This window comes from Streptomyces sp. NPDC015032, assembly GCF_043080425.1.
In the GTDB taxonomy this organism is placed as follows: domain Bacteria; phylum Actinomycetota; class Actinomycetes; order Streptomycetales; family Streptomycetaceae; genus Streptomyces.
In genome coordinates, this window is record NZ_JBIBVN010000002.1 from 137,173 (window position 1) to 156,797 (window position 19,625).

Below are 19,625 nucleotides of genomic sequence, written 5' to 3' on the forward strand. Positions count from 1 at the left end.
CGCCCCGGCCCCTTCCCGCCCCTGCCTAGACTTACCGGCCATGAAGAGCGAGCCCGCCGTACAGGTCAGGAACCTGGTGAAGCGGTACGGCCCCAAGACCGCTGTGGACGGCCTCGACCTGTGTGTACGCACCGGCGCGGTCACCGCCGTCCTCGGCCCCAACGGCGCCGGCAAGACCACCACCATAGAAACCTGCGAGGGCTACCGCCGTCCGGATGACGGGACGGTACGGGTCCTCGGCCTCGACCCGGTCGCCGACGCCGCGAAGCTCCGCCCCCGGATCGGCGTGATGCTCCAGTCGGGCGGCGTCTACTCCGGGGCACGCGCCGACGAGATGCTCCGCCACATGGCGAAGCTCCACGCCCACCCGCTGGACGTCGACGCCCTGATCGAGCGCCTCGGCCTCGGCGGCTGCGGGCGTACGGCCTACCGCCGGCTCTCCGGCGGCCAGCAGCAGCGGCTCGCCCTGGCGATGGCCGTCGTCGGCCGCCCCGAACTGGTCTTCCTGGACGAGCCGACCGCCGGCCTCGACCCGCAGGCCCGCCGCTCCACCTGGGATCTCGTACGGGAGCTGCGTGCCGACGGCGTTTCGGTCGTCCTCACCACGCACTTCATGGACGAGGCGGAGGAGCTCGCCGACGATGTCGCCGTCATCGACGCGGGCAAGGTCATCGCCCAGGGCAGCCCGGAGACGCTCTGCCGCGGCGGCGCCGAGAACACCCTGCGCTTCACCGGCCGCCCCGGTCTCGACCTGGGCTCCCTCGTGAAGGCGCTGCCCGACGGCACGGAGGCGGCCGAGCTCACCCCGGGCACGTACCGCATCAGCGGCGACGTCGACCCGCAGCTGCTGGCCACCGTCACCACCTGGTGCGCGCAGCACGGAGTGATGCCGTCCGGCATCTCCGTGGAGCGTCACACCCTGGAGGACGTCTTCCTGGAACTGACCGGCAAGGAGCTGCGCGCATGAGCGCCGGTACGTACGCCCCGCGGCCGGGCGCCGCCCCGCTGTTCCGCATGATCACCACGCAGGCCGCGCTGGAGACGCGGATGCTGCTGCGCAACGGCGAGCAGCTGCTGCTGACGGTGGTCATCCCCACGCTGCTGCTGGTGCTGTTCAGCGCGGTCGACATCGTGGACACGGGCGCCGGCAGGTCCGTGGAATTCCTGACGCCCGGCGTTCTCGCGCTCGCCGTGATGTCCACGGCGTTCACGGGCCAGGCCATCGCCACCGGTTTCGAACGGCGGTACGGGGTGCTCAAGCGGCTCGGCGCCTCGCCGCTGCCCCGCTGGGCACTGATGACCGCCAAGACGCTCGCGGTGCTGGTCACCGAGGTGCTCCAGGTGGTGCTCCTCACGGTGATCGCGTTCGCGCTGGGCTGGTCGCCGCACGGCAGCCCCTTCGCCGTCCTGATGCTGCTCGTACTCGGCACCGCGGCCTTCTCCGGCCTCGGGCTGCTGATGGCCGGCACGCTGAAGGCGGAGGCGACGCTCGCCGCGGCCAATCTGGTCTTTCTGCTCCTGCTGGTCGGCGGCGGGGTCATCGTGCCGCTGGAGAAGTTCCCGGACGTGGTGCAGTCGGCGCTGGGGTTGCTGCCGATCACGGCGCTCTCGGACGGGCTGCGGGACGTGCTCCAGCACGGCGCGTCGATGCCGTGGGGCGACCTCGGCATCCTCCTGGTGTGGGCGGTGCTCGGGCTGGGCGCGGCGGCGAAGTTCTTCCGCTGGGAGTGAGACTCCTCCGCGGCGAGTGACCCCGCGGACATACTCCGTCGGCGTTTCGGGCAACTCGTCCCCCTCGTGAAAGCTTGCACAAGCCGCCGCCTACGATGGTGCGCGTGCCCAAGCTGACCCGAGCCGAAGTCGCTCAAGCCGCGCGGAACCCGCTCCTCTACATCGCCGAGCGGTGGACTCCGTCCCCCCGTACCGTCCGCCGTGCGGCCATGTCGGCCGTCGTGATGGCCGTGCTCATCGTCGTGACCGGCGGCGCCGTACGGCTGACCGGCTCCGGCCTCGGCTGCCCGACCTGGCCCAAGTGCACCGACGAGAGCCTCACGGCAACGAGCGAGATGGGCTTCCACGGCGTCATCGAGTTCGGCAACCGGATGCTGACGTACGTCCTGTGCGCGGCCGTCGGGTGGGCGATCATCGCCGCCCGGTCCGCGAAGCCCTGGCGGCGCAGCCTCACCCGGCTCGGCTGGGCGCAGTTCTGGGTGGTCATGGGCAACGCGGTGCTCGGTGGCATCGTGGTGCTGGTCGGCCTCAACCCCTACACCGTCGCCGCGCACTTCCTGCTCACCACGGCGCTGCTCACCGTCGCGCTGGTGACCTGGCAGCGGGTCCGTGAGGGCGACTCGGCGCCCCGTCCGCTGGTGGGCAAGGCGGTCTCCCAGCTGGCCTGGCTGCTCGCGGTCGCCGCGGGGCTGCTGGTCGCGGTCGGCACGGTCGTCACGGGCGCCGGACGGCACGCGGGCGACTCCAGCGACGTCCCCCGCATTCCGGTCGACTGGAAGCTGGTCTCGCAGCTGCACGCCGATCTGGCCTGGGTCGTGGTGGCGCTGGCCGTCGCGCTCTGGTTCGTGCTGAAGGCCGTGGACGCACCGGCCGGCCCGCTCCACCGGGCCCGTGATCTCTTCCTGGTGCTGATGGGGCAGGGCGTGATCGGTTACGTCCAGTACTTCACGAACACCCCCGAGATCCTCGTCGGCCTGCACATGCTCGGCTCATGCCTGGTGTGGATCGCGGTCGTGCGGGTGCTGCTGTCGCTGCGGGAGCGCCCGGTCGCCGTCGCCGCGGTGCCCGGCCCCGCCGCCGAGCAGCCGGAGCCGGCCGCGGCGGGCTGAGCCGAGCCCGGGAGAACCCCCGGGCACTCGCCGGCTGCCCCCGCGCATACGCCGATCGCCGGCCGGGCCCGAAGTCGGGCCCGGCCGGCGATCGGCGTATGCGCGGGGGCGCAGGGACGAGGGTCCGTCCGGTCAGGCCCTGTTGGACGGGCCGCCCACCTGGATGCCGGCCATCCGCGTCCACTCGTACGGGCCGGTGCGGACCTTCGCGGCGAAGTCCCCGTCGAAGGACTCGTGCATCGTGATCCCTGCCTTCCGGGTGGCGTTCTCGGCGACCGCGTACGACGGGGCCACCAGATCGCCCCAGTCGCCGTCCTCGCCCACGAGAACGATGCGCGTGCCCATCTGCCCGATGTAGGCGAGCTGTCCCTCAGCACCGCCGTGCGCCTTGGCGAAGGCACCGATCTGCTTGGCGAGCTTCGCCGCCCTGCGCTCCGCGCGGGCCGCCTGCTTGCCGCTCTTCACCTGGGTCTCTGCCGTCTCTGCCATATCCAGGATGCTACCGACGGGTAGATCAACGTGCGACGGGCGGGGCACGTGGTGTGGGCCACGTACCCCGCCCGTCGGCAGGACTCGATGGAGCGGGACTACCTCAGGAAGGGGTCGACCGCCACCGCGACGAAGAGCAGCGAGACGTAGGTGATCGACCAGTGGAACAGCCGCATCTCCTTGAGCTTCCCGCCGGTCACTCCGGCCTTGGCCCGGTTGAGCAGGGCGTGTGCCTCCCAGAGCCAGAACCCGCCGGTCAGCAGGGCCACCGCCGTGTAGAACCAGCCCGTGTAGCCGAGCGGGGTCAGCAGCAGCGAGACGGCGACCATCACCCAGCTGTAGACCACGATCTGGCGGGCCACCACCCGGTTGGAGACGATGACCGGCAGCATCGGGACGCCGACCCGGGCGTAGTCGTCCTTCACCTTCATGGAGAGCGGCCAGTAGTGCGGCGGCGTCCAGAAGAAGATGACGGCGAAGAGGATGACGGCCGCCCACGACATGGAGTTCGTCACGGCCGACCAGCCGATGAGAACCGGCATGCAGCCCGCGATGCCGCCCCAGACGATGTTCTGCGAGGTGCGGCGCTTGAGCAGCATCGTGTAGACGACGACGTAGAAAAGCAGCGCGCCGAGCGACAGCGCAGCCGACAGCCAGTTGACCAGCAGACCGAACCAGACCGTCGAGATCGCGGCGAGCGCGAAGCCGAAGGCCAGGCACTCACGCGGGCTCACCATGCCGGTGACCAGCGGGCGCTGCGACGTACGGTCCATCAGCGCGTCGATGTCGCGGTCGATATACATGTTCAGCGCGTTGGCACCGCCCGCGGAGAGATATCCCCCGATGGTGGTGGTCAGAACGAGCCACAGATCGGGTACACCTTGAGCGGCCAGGAACATCACCGGAACAGTGGTGATCAGCAACAGCTCGATGATCCGAGGCTTGGTCAGCGCCACGAATGCCTTGACACGGGCCCCGAACGGGCGATGGCCCCCTGGGCTGGGAGTCAAGGCGACCCCTGCGGGTCGGGACTCGACGGCCGTCACGCACACCCCTGACAGAGAAATCCCAGCAAGCTCCGGGCGTGAAGGCCCGGTAAAGACTTGCGCGAACCAGACCACTGTAGACGTTGGGAGACAGGCCGCCCTTCGCGGGGGTGGGGTCGTGTTGAAGTGGCGCGGAGGCACGGAGCCCGGCTCATCGGAGCGACCCGGGACCAAGTGATCGCGCGCCCGGAGCGATGGGTGCGCGGAGGCGGCGCATAAGTGAGGAGACAGGCTCATCGGAGGGCGCATAAGTGAGGAGACAAGCTCATCGGAGGGCCCAGAAGTAGGAGGACGTGCTCATCGGAGGGCCCAGAAGTGAGCCGTCGCGCTCATACGGGAGGCGAACTCCGCGGACCGCCTGCACCCTGGAAAGCAGCCGGAAAATGCTTGTTCCGACGGGGGTAGGCTCGACAACGCCCGGTGCGGTCACAGTCACCGGTTTACAACAGTGGAGAGGAGCCCTGACTCAGGGTGAGCACCAAGCCGACCACCACAGATCTCCAGTGGACCGAATTGGACCAGCGGGCCGTGGACACTGTCCGCGTCCTTGCCGCCGACGCCGTACAGAAGGTCGGAAACGGCCACCCGGGCACGGCGATGAGCCTGGCTCCCGCCGCGTACACCCTCTTCCAGAAGGTGATGCGGCACGACCCCGCCGACGCGGAGTGGACCGGTCGCGACCGGTTCGTGCTCTCCGCGGGGCACAGCAGCCTGACCCTCTACATCCAGCTCTACCTGGCCGGTTACGGCCTGGAGCTCGATGACCTCAAGGCTTTCCGTACCTGGGGCTCGAAGACCCCGGGCCACCCGGAATACGGCCACACCACCGGCGTCGAGACGACCACGGGCCCGCTGGGCCAGGGCGTCGCGAACGCGGTGGGCATGGCGATGGCCGCCCGTTACGAGCGCGGCCTGTTCGACCCGGAGGCGGCCCCCGGCACCTCCCCGTTCGACCACATGGTCTGGGTCGTCGCCGGCGACGGCTGCCTCCAGGAGGGCATCTCCGCGGAGGCGTCCTCGCTGGCCGGGCACCAGAAGCTCGGCAACCTGGTCCTGCTGTGGGACGACAACCACATCTCGATCGAGGGCGACACGGAGACCGCGGTATCCGAGGACACCCTGAAGCGGTACGAGGCCTACGGCTGGCACGTCCAGCGCGTCGCCCAGCTGCCCAGCGGCGACCTGGACCCGGCGGGTCTGTACAAGGCACTGCAGGCCGCCAGGGCCGAGACCGGACGCCCGTCGTTCATCGCGGCCCGCTCGATCATCGCCTGGCCCGCCCCGCACGCCCAGAACACCGAGGCCTCGCACGGCTCGGCGCTCGGTGACGAAGAGGTCGCCGCGACGAAGAAGGTCCTCGGCTTCGACCCGGAGAAGTCCTTCGAGGTCTCCGACGAGGTCATCTCCCACACCCGTGAGGCGCTGGACCGCGGCCGCGAGGCCAAGGCCGAGTGGGAGAAGTCCCTCGCCGCCTGGCGCACCGCCAACCCGGAGCGCGCCGCCGAGTTCGACCGGATCTCCGCGGGCGAGCTGCCCACCGGCTGGGAGGACAGGCTTCCGGTCTTCGAGCCGGGCAAGAGCGTCGCCACCCGTGCCGCCTCCGGCAAGGTGCTCCAGTCACTGGGCGAGGTCATCCCCGAACTGTGGGGCGGCTCCGCCGACCTGGCGGGCTCGAACAACACGACGATCGACAAGACGTCGTCGTTCCTCCCGGCGGGCAACCCGCTGCCCGGCGCCGACCCGTACGGCCGCACGATCCACTTCGGTATCCGCGAGCACGCCATGGCCGCGGCCATGAACGGCATCGCGCTGCACGGCCACACCCGCATCTACGGCGGCACCTTCCTGGTGTTCTCCGACTACATGCGCAACGCCGTTCGGCTGTCCGCGCTGATGCACCTGCCGGTGACGTACGTGTGGACGCACGACTCGATCGGTCTCGGCGAGGACGGCCCGACCCACCAGCCGGTGGAGCACCTGGCCTCGCTGCGCGCCATCCCGGGCCTGAACATCGTCCGCCCGGCCGACGCCAACGAGACCTCCATCGCCTGGCGCGAGATCCTGCGCCGCTACACCAAGGTGTTCGGCAAGGGGGCCCCGCACGGTCTGGCGCTGACCCGCCAGGGCGTGCCGACGTACGAGGCGAACGAGGACGCGGCCAAGGGCGGCTACGTGCTCTTCGAGGCCGAAGGGCCCGAGGGGCAGAACACGGCGCCCCAGGTCCTCCTGATCGGTACGGGCTCCGAGGTGCACCTCGCCGTCGAGGCGCGCGAGGAGCTGCAGGCGGCCGGCATCCCGACCCGGGTGGTGTCGATGCCGTCGGTCGAGTGGTTCGAGGAGCAGGACCAGGCGTACAAGGACGGCGTTCTGCCGCCCTCCGTGAAGGCCCGGGTCGCGGTCGAGGCCGGTATCGGTCTGACCTGGCACCGGTACGTCGGAGACGCCGGCCGGATCGTCTCGCTGGAGCACTTCGGTGCCTCGGCCGACGCCAAGGTCCTCTTCCGTGAGTTCGGCTTCACCGGCGAGCACGTCGCCGCCGCAGCGCGGGAATCTCTCGCCGCCGCCACGCGCTGACGCCGTTATACGACTAGTAGGAGATGCAATTCTCATGACAGACGCACTCAAGCGCCTCTCCGACGAGGGCGTGGCGATCTGGCTCGATGACCTGTCGCGCAAGCGGATCACCTCGGGCAACCTCGCCGAGCTGATCGACGAGCAGCATGTCGTGGGCGTCACCACCAACCCGTCGATCTTCCAGAAGGCGATCTCGCACGGCGACGGCTACGAGCAGCAGCTCACCGACCTCGCCACCCGCAAGGTCACCGTCGACGAGGCCATCCGCATGATCACGACGGCCGATGTGCGGGACGCGGCGGACATCCTTCGTCCGGTCTTCGATGCCACGGACGGCCAGGACGGCCGGGTCTCCATCGAGGTCGACCCGCGTCTGGCCCACCACACCGACGCCACCGTCGCCGAGGCCAAGCAACTGGCCTGGCTGGTGGACCGGCCCAACACGCTCATCAAGATCCCGGCGACGAAGGCCGGCCTCCCGGCGATCACCGAGGTCATCGGCAAGGGCATCAGTGTCAATGTCACGCTGATCTTCTCCCTGGAGCGCTACCGCGAGGTCATGGACGCCTACCTGGCGGGTCTGGAGAAGGCGAAGGCCGCGGGCCTGGACCTGTCCAAGATCCACTCGGTGGCTTCGTTCTTCGTGTCCCGGGTGGACACCGAGATCGACAAGCGGCTCGACGCGGTCGGCACCGACGAGGCCAAGGCGCTCAAGGGCAAGGCGGCACTCGCCAACGCCCGGCTCGCCTACCAGGCGTACGAGGAGGTCTTCGGCTCGGAGCGCTGGGCCGCCCTGGACAAGGCGCAGGCCAACAAGCAGCGTCCGCTGTGGGCCTCGACCGGCGTCAAGGACCCCGCGTACAAGGACACCCTGTACGTCGACGACCTGGTCGCCCCCGGCACGGTGAACACCATGCCCGAGGCCACTCTGGACGCCACGGCGGACCACGGACAGATCACGGGCGACACCATCACCGGTACCTACGGGCGGGCCCGTGCCGAGCTCGACGCCGTCGCGAAGCTCGGGATCTCCTACGACGACGTCGTCCAGCTCCTTGAGGACGAGGGCGTCGAGAAGTTCGAGACGTCCTGGATCGACCTGCTCAATTCGACCGAGGCGGAGCTCAAGCGCCTCGCCCCTTCGGAGGGCTGACCACCTTGTCTGGTGTTCCCGGAGCCAACCCGCTTCGTGACCCCCAGGACCGACGGCTCCCGCGCATCGCGGGACCGTCGGGCCTGGTGATCTTTGGCGTCACGGGCGATTTGTCCCGTAAAAAGCTGATGCCCGCCGTCTACGACCTGGCCAACCGCGGCCTGCTGCCGCCGGGCTTCTCCCTCATCGGTTTCGCGCGCCGCGAATGGCAGGACGAGGACTTCGCACAGGAGGTCCACGACGCCGTCAAGCAGCACGCCCGTACACCGTTCCGCGAAGAGGTCTGGCAGCAGCTCATCCAGGGGATGCGCTTCGTCCAGGGCAACTTCGACGACGACGATGCCTTCGAGACGCTGAAGGCCACGATCCAGGAGCTGGACAAGGCGCAGGGCACGGGCGGCAACTTCGCCTTCTACCTGTCCGTGCCGCCGAAGTTCTTCCCCAAGGTCGTCCAGCAGCTCAAGAAGCACGGGCTCGCCGACCAGAAGGAGGGCTCCTGGCGGCGTGCCGTCATCGAGAAGCCCTTCGGCCACGATCTCAAGAGCGCGCAGGAGCTCAACCAGATCGTGCACGACGTGTTCCCGCCCAACGAGGTCTTCCGGATCGACCACTACCTGGGCAAGGAGACGGTCCAGAACATCCTGGCGCTGCGGTTCGCCAACACGATGTTCGAGCCCATCTGGAACAGGTCGTACGTCGACCATGTCCAGATCACGATGGCCGAGGACATCGGCATCGGCGGCCGGGCCGGATACTACGACGGCATCGGTGCCGCCCGTGACGTCATCCAGAACCACCTGCTCCAGCTGCTGGCGCTGACGGCCATGGAGGAGCCCGGCTCCTTCCACCCGAAGGCCCTGGTCGCCGAGAAGCTCAAGGTGCTCACGGCCGTGGAGCTGCCGGAGGACCTGGGCAAGCACACGGTGCGCGGCCAGTACGCGCACGCGTGGCAGGGCGGCGAGGAGGTCCCCGGCTATCTGGAGGAGGACGGCATCGACCCCAAGTCGACGACCGACACCTTCGCCGCGATCAAGCTGACGATCAACAACCGCCGCTGGGCGGGCGTGCCGTTCTACCTCCGCACCGGAAAGCGGCTCGGCCGCCGGGTCACGGAGATCGCGGTCGTCTTCAAGCGCGCCCCGTATCTGCCCTTCGAGTCCGGTGCGACGGAGGAGCTGGGCGGCAACGCCCTGGTCATCCGGGTCCAGCCGGACGAGGGGGTGACCGTGCGGTTCGGCTCCAAGGTGCCCGGCACCTCGATGGAGGTCCGGGACGTCACGATGGACTTCGCGTACGGCGAGTCCTTCACGGAGTCCAGCCCGGAGGCGTACGAGCGGCTCATCCTCGATGTGCTGCTCGGCGACGCCAACCTCTTCCCGCGGCACCAGGAGGTCGAACTCTCCTGGAACATCCTCGACCCGATCGAGGAGTACTGGGACAAGCACGGCAAGCCCGCGCAGTACCCGGCGGGCACCTGGGGCCCGGCCGAGGCGGACGAGATGCTCGCACGAGACGGACGGAGCTGGCGCCGGCCATGAAGATCGATCTCACGGAGACCACTTCCAGCAAGATCAACCAGGCGCTGGTATCGGCCCGCCGTGCCATCGGCACCCCGGCCATCGGCATGGTACTGACCCTGGTCATCGTCACCGACGAGGAGAACGCCTACGACGCCCTCAAGTCGGCCGGCGACGCCTCGCGCGAGCACCCCTCGCGGATCATCGCGGTGATCAAGCGGGTCAGCCGCTCGCCGCGCAGCCGGCGGGACGCCCGGCTCGACGCCGAGGTGCGGGTCGGCTCCGACGCGGGCACCGGCGAGACCGTCGTCCTGCGTCTCCACGGCGAACTGGCCAACCACGCCCAGTCGGTGGTCCTGCCGCTGCTGCTGCCGGACGCCCCGGTCGTGGTCTGGTGGCCCGAGGACGCCCCCGCCGACCCGGCGAAGGACCCGCTGGGAGCACTCGCCCAGCGCCGGATCACGGACGCATACTCGGCGGAGCGCCCGGGTGACGAACTCGCGGCGCGCGCCCGGTCGTACGCCCCGGGCGACACGGATCTGGCCTGGACCCGCATCACGCCGTGGCGTTCGATGCTGGCTGCCGCGCTCGACCAGCAGCACGTCGAGGTCGTCTCGGCGACGGTCGAGGGCGAGTCGGAGAACCCGAGCTGTGAGCTGCTCGCCATGTGGCTCGCGGACCGGCTCAAGATTCCGGTGGAACGCACCCTGTCCGACGGTCCCGGCCTGACGGCCGTGCGGATGGAGACCAAGAACGGTGTCATCGTCCTGGACCGGCCCGACGGTTCGCTGGCCACGCTCTCGATGCAGGGCCAGCCCGACCGCGCGGTGGCGCTCAAGCGGCGGGAGACCGCCGAGCTGCTCGCCGAGGAGATGCGGCGGCTGGACCCGGACAACACCTACGAGGCGACGGTGAAGTTCGGCGTGGAGAAGCTCGGCGGACCGGCGAAGCCGGCCGAGCCCAAGTCTGCCGAGCCCGCCGCCCCGGCCGCCGCGAAGAAGACGGCGGCCAAGAAGGCGGCGGCGAAGTGAGTGCTCCTCAGCTTGTCGTGCACCGCGACAAGGGGCTGATGGCGCAGGCCGCCGCGGCCCGGCTGATCACGAGGATCGTGGACGCCCAGGCCGCGCGCGGCTACGCCTCGGTGGTCCTCACCGGCGGGCGCAACGGCAACGGCCTGCTGGCCGCCCTCGCCGAAGCGCCCGCCCGGGACGCGATCGACTGGTCGCGACTCGATCTGTGGTGGGGCGACGAGCGGTTCCTGCCGGAGGGCGACCCGGAGCGCAATGTCACGCAGGCCCGCGAGGCCCTGCTGGACTCGGTGCCGCTGACCCCGTCCCGGGTGCACGTGATGCCTGCCTCGGACGGCCCCTGCGGCAACGACGCCGACGCGGCGGCGGCCGTGTACGCCGAGGAACTGGCCGCCGCGGCCGGTCCGGAGGACCACGGTCCGGTGCCGACGTTCGACGTGCTGATGCTGGGCGTCGGCCCGGACACGCATGTGGCGTCGCTCTTCCCGGAACTGCCCGCCGTACGGGAGACCGAGCGCACCGTCGTCGGTGTGCACGGCGCTCCCAAGCCACCGCCCACCCGCATCTCGCTCACGCTGCCTGCGATCCGGGCGGCCCGCGAGGTGTGGCTGCTCGCCGCCGGTGAGGACAAGGCGGAGGCCGCGGAGATCGCGCTCTCGGGCGCCGGGGAGATCCAGGCCCCGGCGGCCGGTGCGTACGGACGCAGCCGCACCCTGTGGCTGCTGGACGCGGCGGCGGCCTCGCGGCTGCCGCGCGCGCTGTATCCGCCGGCCTCACCCTGAGAGCCTGTCGGGGTACCTCTGATCGGGCGGCCACGTCCTGGCACGCACGCTTCCCGATCGAAGGTCACCCGACAGACTCTGAGCGGTCGTCAGTAGCTGGTGCCCGGGCCCGGTCCGCTCCTCGGAGCGGCCGGGCCCGCGGCATGGCACGGAGGGGTGCCGGGCGCTTCGGATCCGTACCCGGACGGCCCGGATTCCGTCGTGCCCGCGGCGACCGGGGGCACGGCAAAGTCCGCCTCGTCGGTACGGCGCGCGGCCGGCCGTCACGGCTCACCCGGCCGGCGGGACGCGCTCCAGGAAGGGCTCCAGCAGGCTCGGAACGGCCTCCGAGGCGAAGTCGAGGCCCTCGCTCACATCCGCGTCGTACACCGTGTACGCGCCCGCTCCGGCGGCCGTCGTCGCGGTGAGGCTCAGCACCCCGGACCGCCGCTGGAAGTACGTCTGCCGGACCGTCCAGCCGATGACACCGGCCCGCTCCAGCGCGGCGGTCGAGCGCCGGACCGTGCCCGATCGGACCACCAGGTAGTCACCGCTGATCGTGTGCCCCAGACCGCGGTACGCGTCCCGGGCGAGGAACATCGCGACGGGCAACCCGACGACCGCGCAGCCGAGCGCGGTCCAGAGCAGTACGGGTGTCAGCAGCACGCCCAGCAGGGCCAGGACGGCTACCAGGACGGCGACGGCCCAGAGTGCCCGGCGCAGCCGACGGGCGCGGGCCGCGAGGGGATGCCCGGTCAGCGGGGCACCCGTCGGGGACGCGGTCTCGCGCAGGACGTCGGCGGCCACCGTGTCGGCGACGGACCGGGGCGCGGCGGGCAGCAGGGTGTTGTGGTCGCCGTGCTCTTCGTCGTCGTCCTTGGCGAGTCCGGTGGTGATCGCGTCGACGCGGGCGGCACCGAACAGCCGGATGCCGAGCGGTTCAACGAGGTCGACGCCGCGCAGCCGCCGCTCCTCGATGGAGACGGACCGGGAGGTCAGAAGGCCGCGCCGGATGCGCAGGGTGCCGCCGGGTTCGCGCTCCAGCCGGTAGCTCCACCACATCTCGACCCACAGGCCGAGCGCGCCGACGGCGCCGACGGCCGCCGCCACTACGGTGAGGATCACGATCATGGCCGTCAGTGAGGTGTCCCGGAACCGGTCGCCGACCCAGTCGATCACCTGCCCCTGCGCCCCGAACCAGTCGCTGACCTGCATCACCGCACCGGCTGCGGCGCCGCCGAGGGCGGGGGCGACGAACGAGACCGGGGCGTAGCGGATCCAGCGCGGGTCGAGGGCCACGAGCTCGCCCTCGCGATGGGTGCCCGGGGCGCCGCGGACCGTACGCTCCAGCAGTTCGCGGCGGAGCCGTTCGCCCTCGGCCCTGGGGACCGGGTCCAGTTCCAGCGTGGATTCGCCGCCCGCTTGCTCGCCGGTGCCGATGCGGACGGTGACCAGGCCGAGGACCCGTTGCAGCAGATGGGCGGTGAGGTCGACGCTGCGGATGCGTTCACGGGCCAGCGAGCGCTTCTTGACCAGGAGCAGCCCGGTGTGGAGCTCGACCCGTTCGGCGCCGATGCGGTAACGGGTGCGGCGCCACCGCACGTGGTCGCCGGCCGCGGCGCAGCCGATCAGCACGATCGAGCCCGCCAGTACCCAGGCGACCGCGTGCCCGAGGCCGAACCGGCCGGAGAGCCCGAGCGTGGTGGGAACGGCGGCGCCCGCCGCCACCCCGGCCGTGACGAGTGCGCTGACGAGGACCGTACGCCGGTCCAGCCGCCGCCAGTCGGCGGCCGGGCCGAGGCCGTCGGTGCTGTCGGCGCCTCCGGCGTCCGACGGGACGGCCGCCCCGGCGCTCATGTGGCGTCCCCGCGGGTGCCCTGGGTGATCCGGGTCAGCCGCTCGGCCAGTTCGGCCGCCAGTTCATGGCCCAGCCCCTCGATCCGTACCGCGCCCTTGGACGACGCGGTGGTCACGGTGACCGTGGCAAGCCGGTAGAACTGTTCGAGCGGGCCTCGCACGGTGTCCACGGTCTGGATGCGGGACATCGGGGCGATGCGCCACTCCTGACGCAGGACGCCGGTTCTGACGTACACCGCTTCGTCGGTGACCTCCCAGCGGTGGATACGGAACCACCAGAGGGGGAAGAGGACGGCGCAGCCGATGCCGAGGACCGCGAGGACCGCGGCGGGCATCAGCAGCCAGAACCGGGCGGGTTCGATGAGCGCGCCCAGCACGGCCAGGACGACCACCGGCGCCGCCGTCAGCAGCAGCCACCGGGCCCGCCACCAGCCGACCGCCCTCGGGTCCAGTGTGTTGTTCGGCGGCCTCAGCCGCACCGTCCGCTCCCCCGTGGTCATCGGCTCAGCGCCCCCTGCGGGCGCGGTACGCCCGGACGAGCGCGGCGGTCGAGCTGTCCAGCGCTTCGCCACCGGTGCCCCGGGTCAGCACCGGCTCGATCTTCTTGGCGAGTACCTTGCCCAGTTCGACGCCCCACTGGTCGAAGGAGTCGATGTTCCAGACCGCGCCCTGGACGAAGACCTTGTGCTCGTACAGCGCGATCAGCTGGCCCAGGACGGACGGCGTCAGCCTGTCGGCGAGGATCGTCGTCGTCGGGTGGTTGCCCTCGAAGGTCTTGTGCGGCACCAGCTCCTCGGCGACGCCCTCGGCACGTACCTCGTCCGGCGTCTTGCCGAAGGCCAGCGCCTGGGTCTGGGCGAAGAAGTTGGCCATCAGCAGATCGTGCTGGGCGACCAGACCGGGCAGCAGGTCGGCGACCGGCTCGGCGAAGCCGATGAAGTCGGCCGGGATGACCTTGGTGCCCTGGTGGATCAGCTGGTAGTAGGCGTGCTGCCCGTTGGTGCCGGGGGTGCCCCAGACGACCGGTCCGGTCTGCCAGTCGACCGGATGGCCGTCCCGGTCCACGGACTTGCCGTTGGACTCCATGTCCAGCTGCTGCAGGTACGCGGTGAACTTGGACAGGTAGTGGCTGTACGGCAGCACGGCATGCGACTGGGCGTCGAAGAACGCGCCGTACCAGACGCCCAACAGGCCCAGCAGCAGCGGGACGTTGTCCTCGGCGGGGGCGGTACGGAAGTGTTCGTCGACGAGGTGGAAACCGTCGAGCATCTCGCGGAACCGGCCGGGGCCGATGGCGATCATCAGCGAGAGACCGATGGCGGAGTCGTAGGAGTAGCGACCACCGACCCAGTCCCAGAACTCGAACATGTTGGCGGTGTCGATGCCGAAGTCCGCGACCTTCTCGGCGTTGGTCGACAGCGCCACGAAGTGCTTGGCGACCGCGTCCTGACCGGCACTCAGACCGGTCAGGAGCCAGTTGCGGGCGGAGGTGGCGTTGGTGATCGTCTCGATCGTGGTGAAGGTCTTCGACGCGATGACGAAGAGCGTCTCGGCCGGGTCGAGATCGCGCACGGCCTCGTGGAGGTCGGCACCGTCGACGTTCGACACGAAGCGGACGGTGAGCGAGCGGTCCGTGAAGGAGCGCAGTACCTCGTACGCCATGGCGGGGCCGAGGTCGGAGCCGCCGATGCCGATGTTGACGACGTTCTTGATGCGCTTGCCGGTGTGGCCGGTCCACTCCCCCGACCTGATGCGGTCGGAGAAGGCCGCCATCTTGTCGAGCACCGCGTGCACGGCCGGCACCACGTTCTCGCCGTTGACCTCGATCACGGCGTCGCGCGGGGCACGCAGCGCGGTGTGCAGGACGGCGCGGTCCTCGGTGGTGTTGATCTTCTCGCCGCGGAACATCGCGTCCCGCAAAGCCGCCACTCCGGTGGCCGCGGCGAGTTCGCGCAGCAGCCGGAGCGTTTCACCGGTGACCAGGTGCTTGGAGTAGTCGACGTACAGGTCGCCGACCCGGAGGGCGTATCCGGTGCCGCGCTCCGGGTCGTCCGCGAAGAGCTGCCGCAGATGCGTCGTCCCCAGCTGCTCGCGGTGCTTGCCCAGAGCGGTCCACTCGGGCGTCTGGTTGAGCCTGGTTCGGCTTGGTGTGTTCATCCCGGATTTCAGCCCACTTCTTCTCGTACTTGCAGATGCCCCGCCGCCCTTCCAACCTAATTGATCAGAAGGGTTGACGAGGCGAGGGTGAGCCGCGGCACGGCAAAAGCGGTCCGGCCGGACACCTTGTGGGTGCCCGGCCGGTGAACAACAACTAGATCTCGCCCCGGAGTTTCGCCAGGGCCTCGGCGAGAATGGCCTCGCCGTCCGCATCGCTGCGCCGCTCACGTACGTACGCGAGGTGCGTCTTGTACGGTTCGGTGCGCGGCGGGTCCGGCGGGCTGTCCCGGTCCTGGCCGGCCGGGAAACCACAGCGCGGGCAGTCCCAAGTCTCCGGTACCTGCGCGTCACTGGCGAAGCTCGGCTGCGTCTCGTGCCCGTTCGAGCACCAGAAGGAGATGCGGAGGCGCGGTGCGGACTCGCCCCGCTCGGCCTCCCCCATCGGCCCCGCTCCGACCCGGCTTCCCCGGATCGCGTTGCCACTTGCCACGGTCGTAACTCCCTGCGTGATGGTGCTCGAAGATGCCCCAGTCTACGTAAGGCCCAACGCGCGTCCAGTGAAAGGAGTTACACCCTCACGGGAATCGCGTACGACGGGTCAGTTGTCCAGCTTGATCAGCAGACCAAGCGCAACAATGCACGCGAACCAGGCCAGGCCGACGAAGACCGTGATCCGGTCGAGGTTCCGCTCGGCGACCGAGGAGCCGCCCACGGACGACTGCATCCCGCCACCGAACATGTCGGAGAGGCCGCCGCCCTTTCCCTTGTGCATCAGCACCAGCAGCATCAGCAGCAGGCTGAAGACGATCAGGGCGATCTCGAACGCCAAAATCACGGCTGGTCCCTACTTTCCGGAATTCTCTGGACTGCATATGCGAACAACGGGGGCCGGGAGGCTTCCCCTCCTCGGCCCCCGCAAGGGTACGACGGATCCGCGCTACCGCATACTCACTGGTCGCGGAAGCGGACGATCTTGACGAACTCGTCGGCGTCCAGTGCGGCGCCGCCGATCAGCGCGCCGTCCACATCGGGCTTCGACATGATCTCGGCGACGTTCCCGGACTTCACGGAGCCGCCGTACTGGATACGGACCGTGTCGGCCAGCTCCTGCGAGTACAGCTCGGCGAGGCGGCCGCGGATCGCCGCGCAGACCTCCTGGGCGTCGTCGGCGCCGCAGACCTTGCCGGTCCCGATCGCCCAGACCGGCTCGTACGCGATCACGATCGACTCGGCCAGCTCGGCGGGCACGTCCTTGAGACCGCCGTCGACCTGCGCGAGCGTGTGCGTGACGTGGTTGCCCGCCTCACGGACCTCCAGCTCCTCGCCGACGCAGAGGATCGGGGTCAGGCCGTGCTTGAAGGCGGCCTTCACCTTGGTGTTGCAGATCTCGTCGGTCTCGCCGTGGTACTGGCGGCGCTCGCTGTGGCCGACGGCGACGTAGGTGCACTTCAGCTTGGCGAGCATCGGGCCGGAGATCTCACCGGTGTACGCGCCGGAGTCGTGCGCCGAGATGTCCTGGGCGCCGTACTTGATCTTCAGCTTGTCGCCGTCGACCAGCGTCTGCACGGAGCGCAGGTCGGTGAAGGGCGGCAGGACGGCGACCTCTACGGCGTCGTAGTCCTTGTCGGCCAGGGCGAAGGCGAGCTTCTGGACGTGTGCGATGGCCTCGAGGTGGTTGAGGTTCATCTTCCAGTTGCCCGCCATCAGCGGGGTCCGGCCTTGGGCAGTAGCAGTCATGAAAGGTCAGTCCTCCAGTGCGGCGAGACCGGGAAGCGTCTTGCCCTCGAGATATTCGAGGCTGGCGCCGCCACCGGTCGAGATGTGTCCGAATGCGTTCTCGTCGAAGCCCAGGATGCGGACGGCCGCGGCGGAGTCGCCACCACCGACGACACTGAAGCCCGAGGAGTCGACGAGGGCCTGGGCGACGGCCCGGGTGCCCTCGGCGTAGTCGGGATGCTCGAAGACGCCCATCGGACCGTTCCAAAAGACGGTGACGGCGTCGGCGAGCTTCGAGGCGTACAGCTTGTTGGTCTCGGGGCCGTTGTCCAGGCCCATGAAACCGGCCGGGATGGCGTCCGCGGGCACGGTGCGGTGCTCGGTCGGAGCCTTCGTGCCGAGGTCCGGGAACCGCTCGGAGACCACGACGTCGACGGGGAGCACGAACTCCACGCCCTTCTCCTCGGCGCGCTTGAGGTACTCCAGCACCGCCGGGATCTGGTCCTCCTGGAGGAGGGAACTGCCGACCTCGTGGCCCTGGGCCCTGAGGAAGGTGTAGGCCATGCCGCCGCCGATGAGGATGCGGTCGGCACGCTCCAGCAGGTGGTCGATGACGCCGAGCTTGTCGGAGACCTTCGAGCCGCCGAGCACGACGGCGTAGGGGCGCTCGACGTTCTCGGTGAGCTTCTTCAGGACGCCGACCTCGGTGGCGATCAGGTCGCCGGCGGCGTGCGGCAGCCGGGCCGGGAGGTCGAAGACCGAGGCGTGCTTGCGGTGTACGGCGCCGAAGCCGTCGCCCACGTACACATCGGCGAGCTCGGCGAGCCGGTCGGCGAACGCGCCGCGCTCGGCGTCGTCCTTCGAGGTCTCACCGGGGTTGAAGCGGAGGTTCTCGATGACGGCGACCTTGCCGTCGGCGAGCGCGGCGACCGTGGCCCGGGCGGACTCGCCGACCGTGTCGGTCGCGAAGGCCACGTCGGCGCCGAGGAGTTCACCCAGACGGGCCGCGGCGGGTGCCAGGGAGAAGGCGGGGTCCGGGGCGCCCTTGGGGCGGCCCAGGTGCGAGGCGACGATGACCCGCGCACCGGCCGCGGCGAGTTTCTCCACGGTCGGCTGGACGGCGCGGATACGGCCGTCGTCGGTGATGGTGGTGCCGCTCAGCGGCACGTTGAGGTCGGCGCGGACGAATACCCGCTTACCGGTGACCCCTTGGGCGAGAAGTTCGTCGATCGTCTTCATCTTGCTGGACTCCTTGGGAGGGCGGGAGAGCATGCAACGGGGCTCGAACGGCGCCTCGTTGCGCTGTTCGAGCCCCGTGCTCACTTCGAAGTTCCTGCCGGTCCGACGGTCAGAGCTGGCTGCCGACGAAGACGGTCAGGTCGACGAGGCGGTTGGAGTAGCCCCACTCGTTGTCGTACCAGCCGATGACCTTGACCTGCGAGCCCTCTGCCATGGTCAGCAGGGAGTCGAAGGTGCAGGAGGCCGGGTCCGAGACGATGTCCGAGGACACGATCGGGTCCTGGGTGTACGCCAGCTTGCCCTTGAGCGGGCCTTCTTCGGCGGCCTTCTGGAAGGCGGCGTTGACCTCGTCGCGGGTGACCTCGCGGTCCAGCGTGACGACCAGGTCGGTGACCGAACCGGTCGGGACCGGGACACGCATCGCCATGCCGTCGAGCTTGCCCTTGAGGTGCGGGAGCACCAGAGCGGTGGCCTTGGCGGCACCCGTCGTGGTCGGGATGATGTTCTCCGCGGCAGCGCGGGCACGACGCAGGTCGGAGTGGGGGAAGTCCAGGATGCGCTGGTCGTTCGTGTACGCGTGAACCGTCGTCATGAGGCCCTTGACGATGCCGAAGTTCTCGTCGAGGACCTTGGCCATCGGCGCGACACAGTTGGTGGTGCAGGACGCGTTGGAGATGACGTGGTGGCTGGCCGCGTCGTACTTGTCCTCGTTGACACCCATCACGATGGTGATGTCCTCGTTCTTGGCCGGGGCCGAGATGAGGACCTTCTTGGCGCCACCAGCGATGTGCTTCTCGGCGTCGGCCTTCTTGGTGAAGATGCCGGTCGACTCGATGACGATGTCGACGCCCAGCTCACCCCAGGGGATGTCGGCCGGGTTGCGCTCGGAGAGCACCTTGATGGTGTGGCCGTCGACGGTGATGCTGTCGGCGGTGTGACCGACCTCGGCCTTGAGACGGCCCAGGATCGTGTCGTACTTCAGAAGGTGTGCCGTGGTCGCGGTGTCACCCAGGTCGTTGACAGCCACGATCTCGATGTCCGCACCCTGCTCCAGCAGCGCGCGGAAGTAGTTACGCCCGATGCGGCCAAAGCCGTTGATGCCTACGCGGATCGTCACGAACCAATCTCCTCGTTAGGTACGCGGGGTTTCCACCCCGGCGAGTTGTATGAGATGTCCCCGACCGCCTCCGACCCTACCTCTCCGGCGGCCCCTCAGTGACATCGAGCGGGGCCGTCGGAACCGCCGAG

At 69.8% G+C, this 19,625-nt stretch carries 18 protein-coding genes; 8 read left to right on the forward strand and 10 right to left on the reverse strand.

The genetic code is table 11. The annotated features are described in order from the left end of the window. Nucleotides 1-40 precede the first annotated feature (40 nt). From ACF08M_RS03540 to ACF08M_RS03550, 3 genes are all read left to right on the forward strand, one after another. Nucleotides 41-967 (forward strand): ABC transporter ATP-binding protein, encoded by a 927-nt coding sequence (locus tag ACF08M_RS03540; protein WP_392183560.1) that lies wholly within the window; start codon nt 41-43, stop codon nt 965-967. After that, the gene (locus tag ACF08M_RS03545) at nt 964-1,731 is read left to right on the forward strand and encodes an ABC transporter permease (RefSeq protein ID WP_392183561.1); all 768 of its coding nucleotides are present in this window, start codon (nt 964-966) and stop codon (nt 1,729-1,731) included. The genes ACF08M_RS03540 and ACF08M_RS03545 overlap by 4 nt, the downstream gene beginning before the upstream one ends. Before the next feature lie 95 nt (nt 1,732-1,826). Then, nucleotides 1,827-2,840 carry a heme A synthase gene (locus ACF08M_RS03550; RefSeq protein WP_392183562.1) on the forward strand — a complete coding sequence of 338 codons (1,014 nt, stop codon included), beginning with the start codon at nt 1,827-1,829 and terminating at the stop codon, nt 2,838-2,840. A gap of 132 nt (nt 2,841-2,972) precedes the next feature. On the opposite strand, the gene ACF08M_RS03555 is transcribed toward ACF08M_RS03550, so the two are convergent. Both ACF08M_RS03555 and ACF08M_RS03560 read right to left on the reverse strand, forming a co-directional pair. Continuing rightward, nucleotides 2,973-3,329, reverse strand: coding sequence for a hypothetical protein (locus ACF08M_RS03555; RefSeq protein ID WP_392183563.1), 357 nt, complete (start codon nt 3,327-3,329; stop codon nt 2,973-2,975). Between the two features lie 98 nt (nt 3,330-3,427). Continuing rightward, complete coding sequence (locus tag ACF08M_RS03560; protein WP_392183564.1) at nt 3,428-4,381, reverse strand: heme o synthase; 954 nt, start codon at nt 4,379-4,381, stop codon at nt 3,428-3,430. A gap of 465 nt (nt 4,382-4,846) precedes the next feature. Here ACF08M_RS03560 and tkt point away from each other — a divergent pair, with 465 nt between their 5' ends. The 5 genes from tkt to pgl are packed head-to-tail and all read left to right on the forward strand — an operon-like array spanning nt 4,847 to nt 11,429. Beyond that, nucleotides 4,847-6,949: a transketolase gene (gene tkt / locus ACF08M_RS03565; protein ID WP_392183565.1), complete on the forward strand. Its 2,103-nt coding sequence runs from the start codon at nt 4,847-4,849 to the stop codon at nt 6,947-6,949. A gap of 34 nt (nt 6,950-6,983) precedes the next feature. Then, nucleotides 6,984-8,102, forward strand: a complete 1,119-nt coding sequence (gene tal, locus ACF08M_RS03570; RefSeq protein WP_392183566.1) for a transaldolase — start codon at nt 6,984-6,986, stop codon at nt 8,100-8,102. Between the two features lie 5 nt (nt 8,103-8,107). Continuing rightward, the gene (gene zwf / locus ACF08M_RS03575; RefSeq protein ID WP_392183567.1) at nt 8,108-9,640 is read left to right on the forward strand and encodes a glucose-6-phosphate dehydrogenase; all 1,533 of its coding nucleotides are present in this window, start codon (nt 8,108-8,110) and stop codon (nt 9,638-9,640) included. Next, a complete protein-coding gene (opcA, locus tag ACF08M_RS03580) occupies nt 9,637-10,650 on the forward strand; it encodes a glucose-6-phosphate dehydrogenase assembly protein OpcA (protein WP_392183568.1) in 1,014 nt (337 codons plus the stop codon). Before zwf ends, opcA begins: the two co-directional genes overlap by 4 nt. Beyond that, nucleotides 10,647-11,429, forward strand: coding sequence for a 6-phosphogluconolactonase (gene pgl, locus ACF08M_RS03585; RefSeq protein ID WP_392183569.1), 783 nt, complete (start codon nt 10,647-10,649; stop codon nt 11,427-11,429). The genes opcA and pgl overlap by 4 nt, the downstream gene beginning before the upstream one ends. Nucleotides 11,430-11,699: 270 nt before the next feature. Here the strand turns inward: pgl and ACF08M_RS03590 are convergent, their stop codons facing one another. The 8 genes from ACF08M_RS03590 to gap all read right to left on the reverse strand — a co-directional run bounded on the left by ACF08M_RS03590 (nt 11,700) and on the right by gap (nt 19,494). Continuing rightward, the gene (locus ACF08M_RS03590) at nt 11,700-13,265 is read right to left on the reverse strand and encodes a PH domain-containing protein (RefSeq protein WP_392183570.1); all 1,566 of its coding nucleotides are present in this window, start codon (nt 13,263-13,265) and stop codon (nt 11,700-11,702) included. Then, the gene (locus ACF08M_RS03595; protein ID WP_392183571.1) at nt 13,262-13,765 is read right to left on the reverse strand and encodes a PH domain-containing protein; all 504 of its coding nucleotides are present in this window, start codon (nt 13,763-13,765) and stop codon (nt 13,262-13,264) included. The genes ACF08M_RS03590 and ACF08M_RS03595 overlap by 4 nt, the downstream gene beginning before the upstream one ends. Before the next feature lie 4 nt (nt 13,766-13,769). Then, entirely contained in the window at nt 13,770-15,422 is a 1,653-nt protein-coding gene (gene pgi, locus ACF08M_RS03600) for a glucose-6-phosphate isomerase (protein ID WP_392183572.1), read from the reverse strand. A 154-nt stretch (nt 15,423-15,576) separates the two neighbouring features. After that, a complete protein-coding gene (locus tag ACF08M_RS03605) occupies nt 15,577-15,912 on the reverse strand; it encodes an RNA polymerase-binding protein RbpA (RefSeq protein ID WP_072483070.1) in 336 nt (111 codons plus the stop codon). 108 nt (nt 15,913-16,020) lie between these two features. Further along, nucleotides 16,021-16,257 carry a preprotein translocase subunit SecG gene (gene secG, locus ACF08M_RS03610; RefSeq protein ID WP_392183573.1) on the reverse strand — a complete coding sequence of 79 codons (237 nt, stop codon included), beginning with the start codon at nt 16,255-16,257 and terminating at the stop codon, nt 16,021-16,023. 113 nt (nt 16,258-16,370) lie between these two features. Beyond that, nucleotides 16,371-17,159 (reverse strand): triose-phosphate isomerase, encoded by a 789-nt coding sequence (gene tpiA, locus ACF08M_RS03615; protein WP_392183574.1) that lies wholly within the window; start codon nt 17,157-17,159, stop codon nt 16,371-16,373. 6 nt (nt 17,160-17,165) lie between these two features. Next, nucleotides 17,166-18,377, reverse strand: a complete 1,212-nt coding sequence (locus tag ACF08M_RS03620) for a phosphoglycerate kinase (RefSeq protein WP_392183968.1) — start codon at nt 18,375-18,377, stop codon at nt 17,166-17,168. Between the two features lie 109 nt (nt 18,378-18,486). After that, nucleotides 18,487-19,494, reverse strand: a complete 1,008-nt coding sequence (gene gap / locus ACF08M_RS03625) for a type I glyceraldehyde-3-phosphate dehydrogenase (protein ID WP_392183575.1) — start codon at nt 19,492-19,494, stop codon at nt 18,487-18,489. Nucleotides 19,495-19,625 lie beyond the last annotated feature (131 nt).

Excerpts from the sequence above, each read along its gene's own strand:
- ACF08M_RS03590 (WP_392183570.1), bottom strand. The coding sequence starts at position 13,265 with ATGAGCGCCGGGGCGGCCGTCCCGTCGGACGCCGGAGGCGCCGACAGC.
- ACF08M_RS03550 (WP_392183562.1), top strand. The coding sequence starts at position 1,827 with ATGGTGCGCGTGCCCAAGCTGACCCGAGCCGAAGTCGCTCAAGCCGCG.
- tpiA (WP_392183574.1), bottom strand. The coding sequence starts at position 17,159 with ATGACTGCTACTGCCCAAGGCCGGACCCCGCTGATGGCGGGCAACTGG.
- opcA (WP_392183568.1), top strand. The coding sequence starts at position 9,637 with ATGAAGATCGATCTCACGGAGACCACTTCCAGCAAGATCAACCAGGCG.
- ACF08M_RS03620 (WP_392183968.1), bottom strand. The coding sequence starts at position 18,377 with ATGAAGACGATCGACGAACTTCTCGCCCAAGGGGTCACCGGTAAGCGG.
- ACF08M_RS03540 (WP_392183560.1), top strand. The coding sequence starts at position 41 with ATGAAGAGCGAGCCCGCCGTACAGGTCAGGAACCTGGTGAAGCGGTAC.
- pgi (WP_392183572.1), bottom strand. The coding sequence starts at position 15,422 with ATGAACACACCAAGCCGAACCAGGCTCAACCAGACGCCCGAGTGGACC.
- ACF08M_RS03595 (WP_392183571.1), bottom strand. The coding sequence starts at position 13,765 with ATGACCACGGGGGAGCGGACGGTGCGGCTGAGGCCGCCGAACAACACA.
- tal (WP_392183566.1), top strand. The coding sequence starts at position 6,984 with ATGACAGACGCACTCAAGCGCCTCTCCGACGAGGGCGTGGCGATCTGG.
- ACF08M_RS03545 (WP_392183561.1), top strand. The coding sequence starts at position 964 with ATGAGCGCCGGTACGTACGCCCCGCGGCCGGGCGCCGCCCCGCTGTTC.
- ACF08M_RS03555 (WP_392183563.1), bottom strand. The coding sequence starts at position 3,329 with ATGGCAGAGACGGCAGAGACCCAGGTGAAGAGCGGCAAGCAGGCGGCC.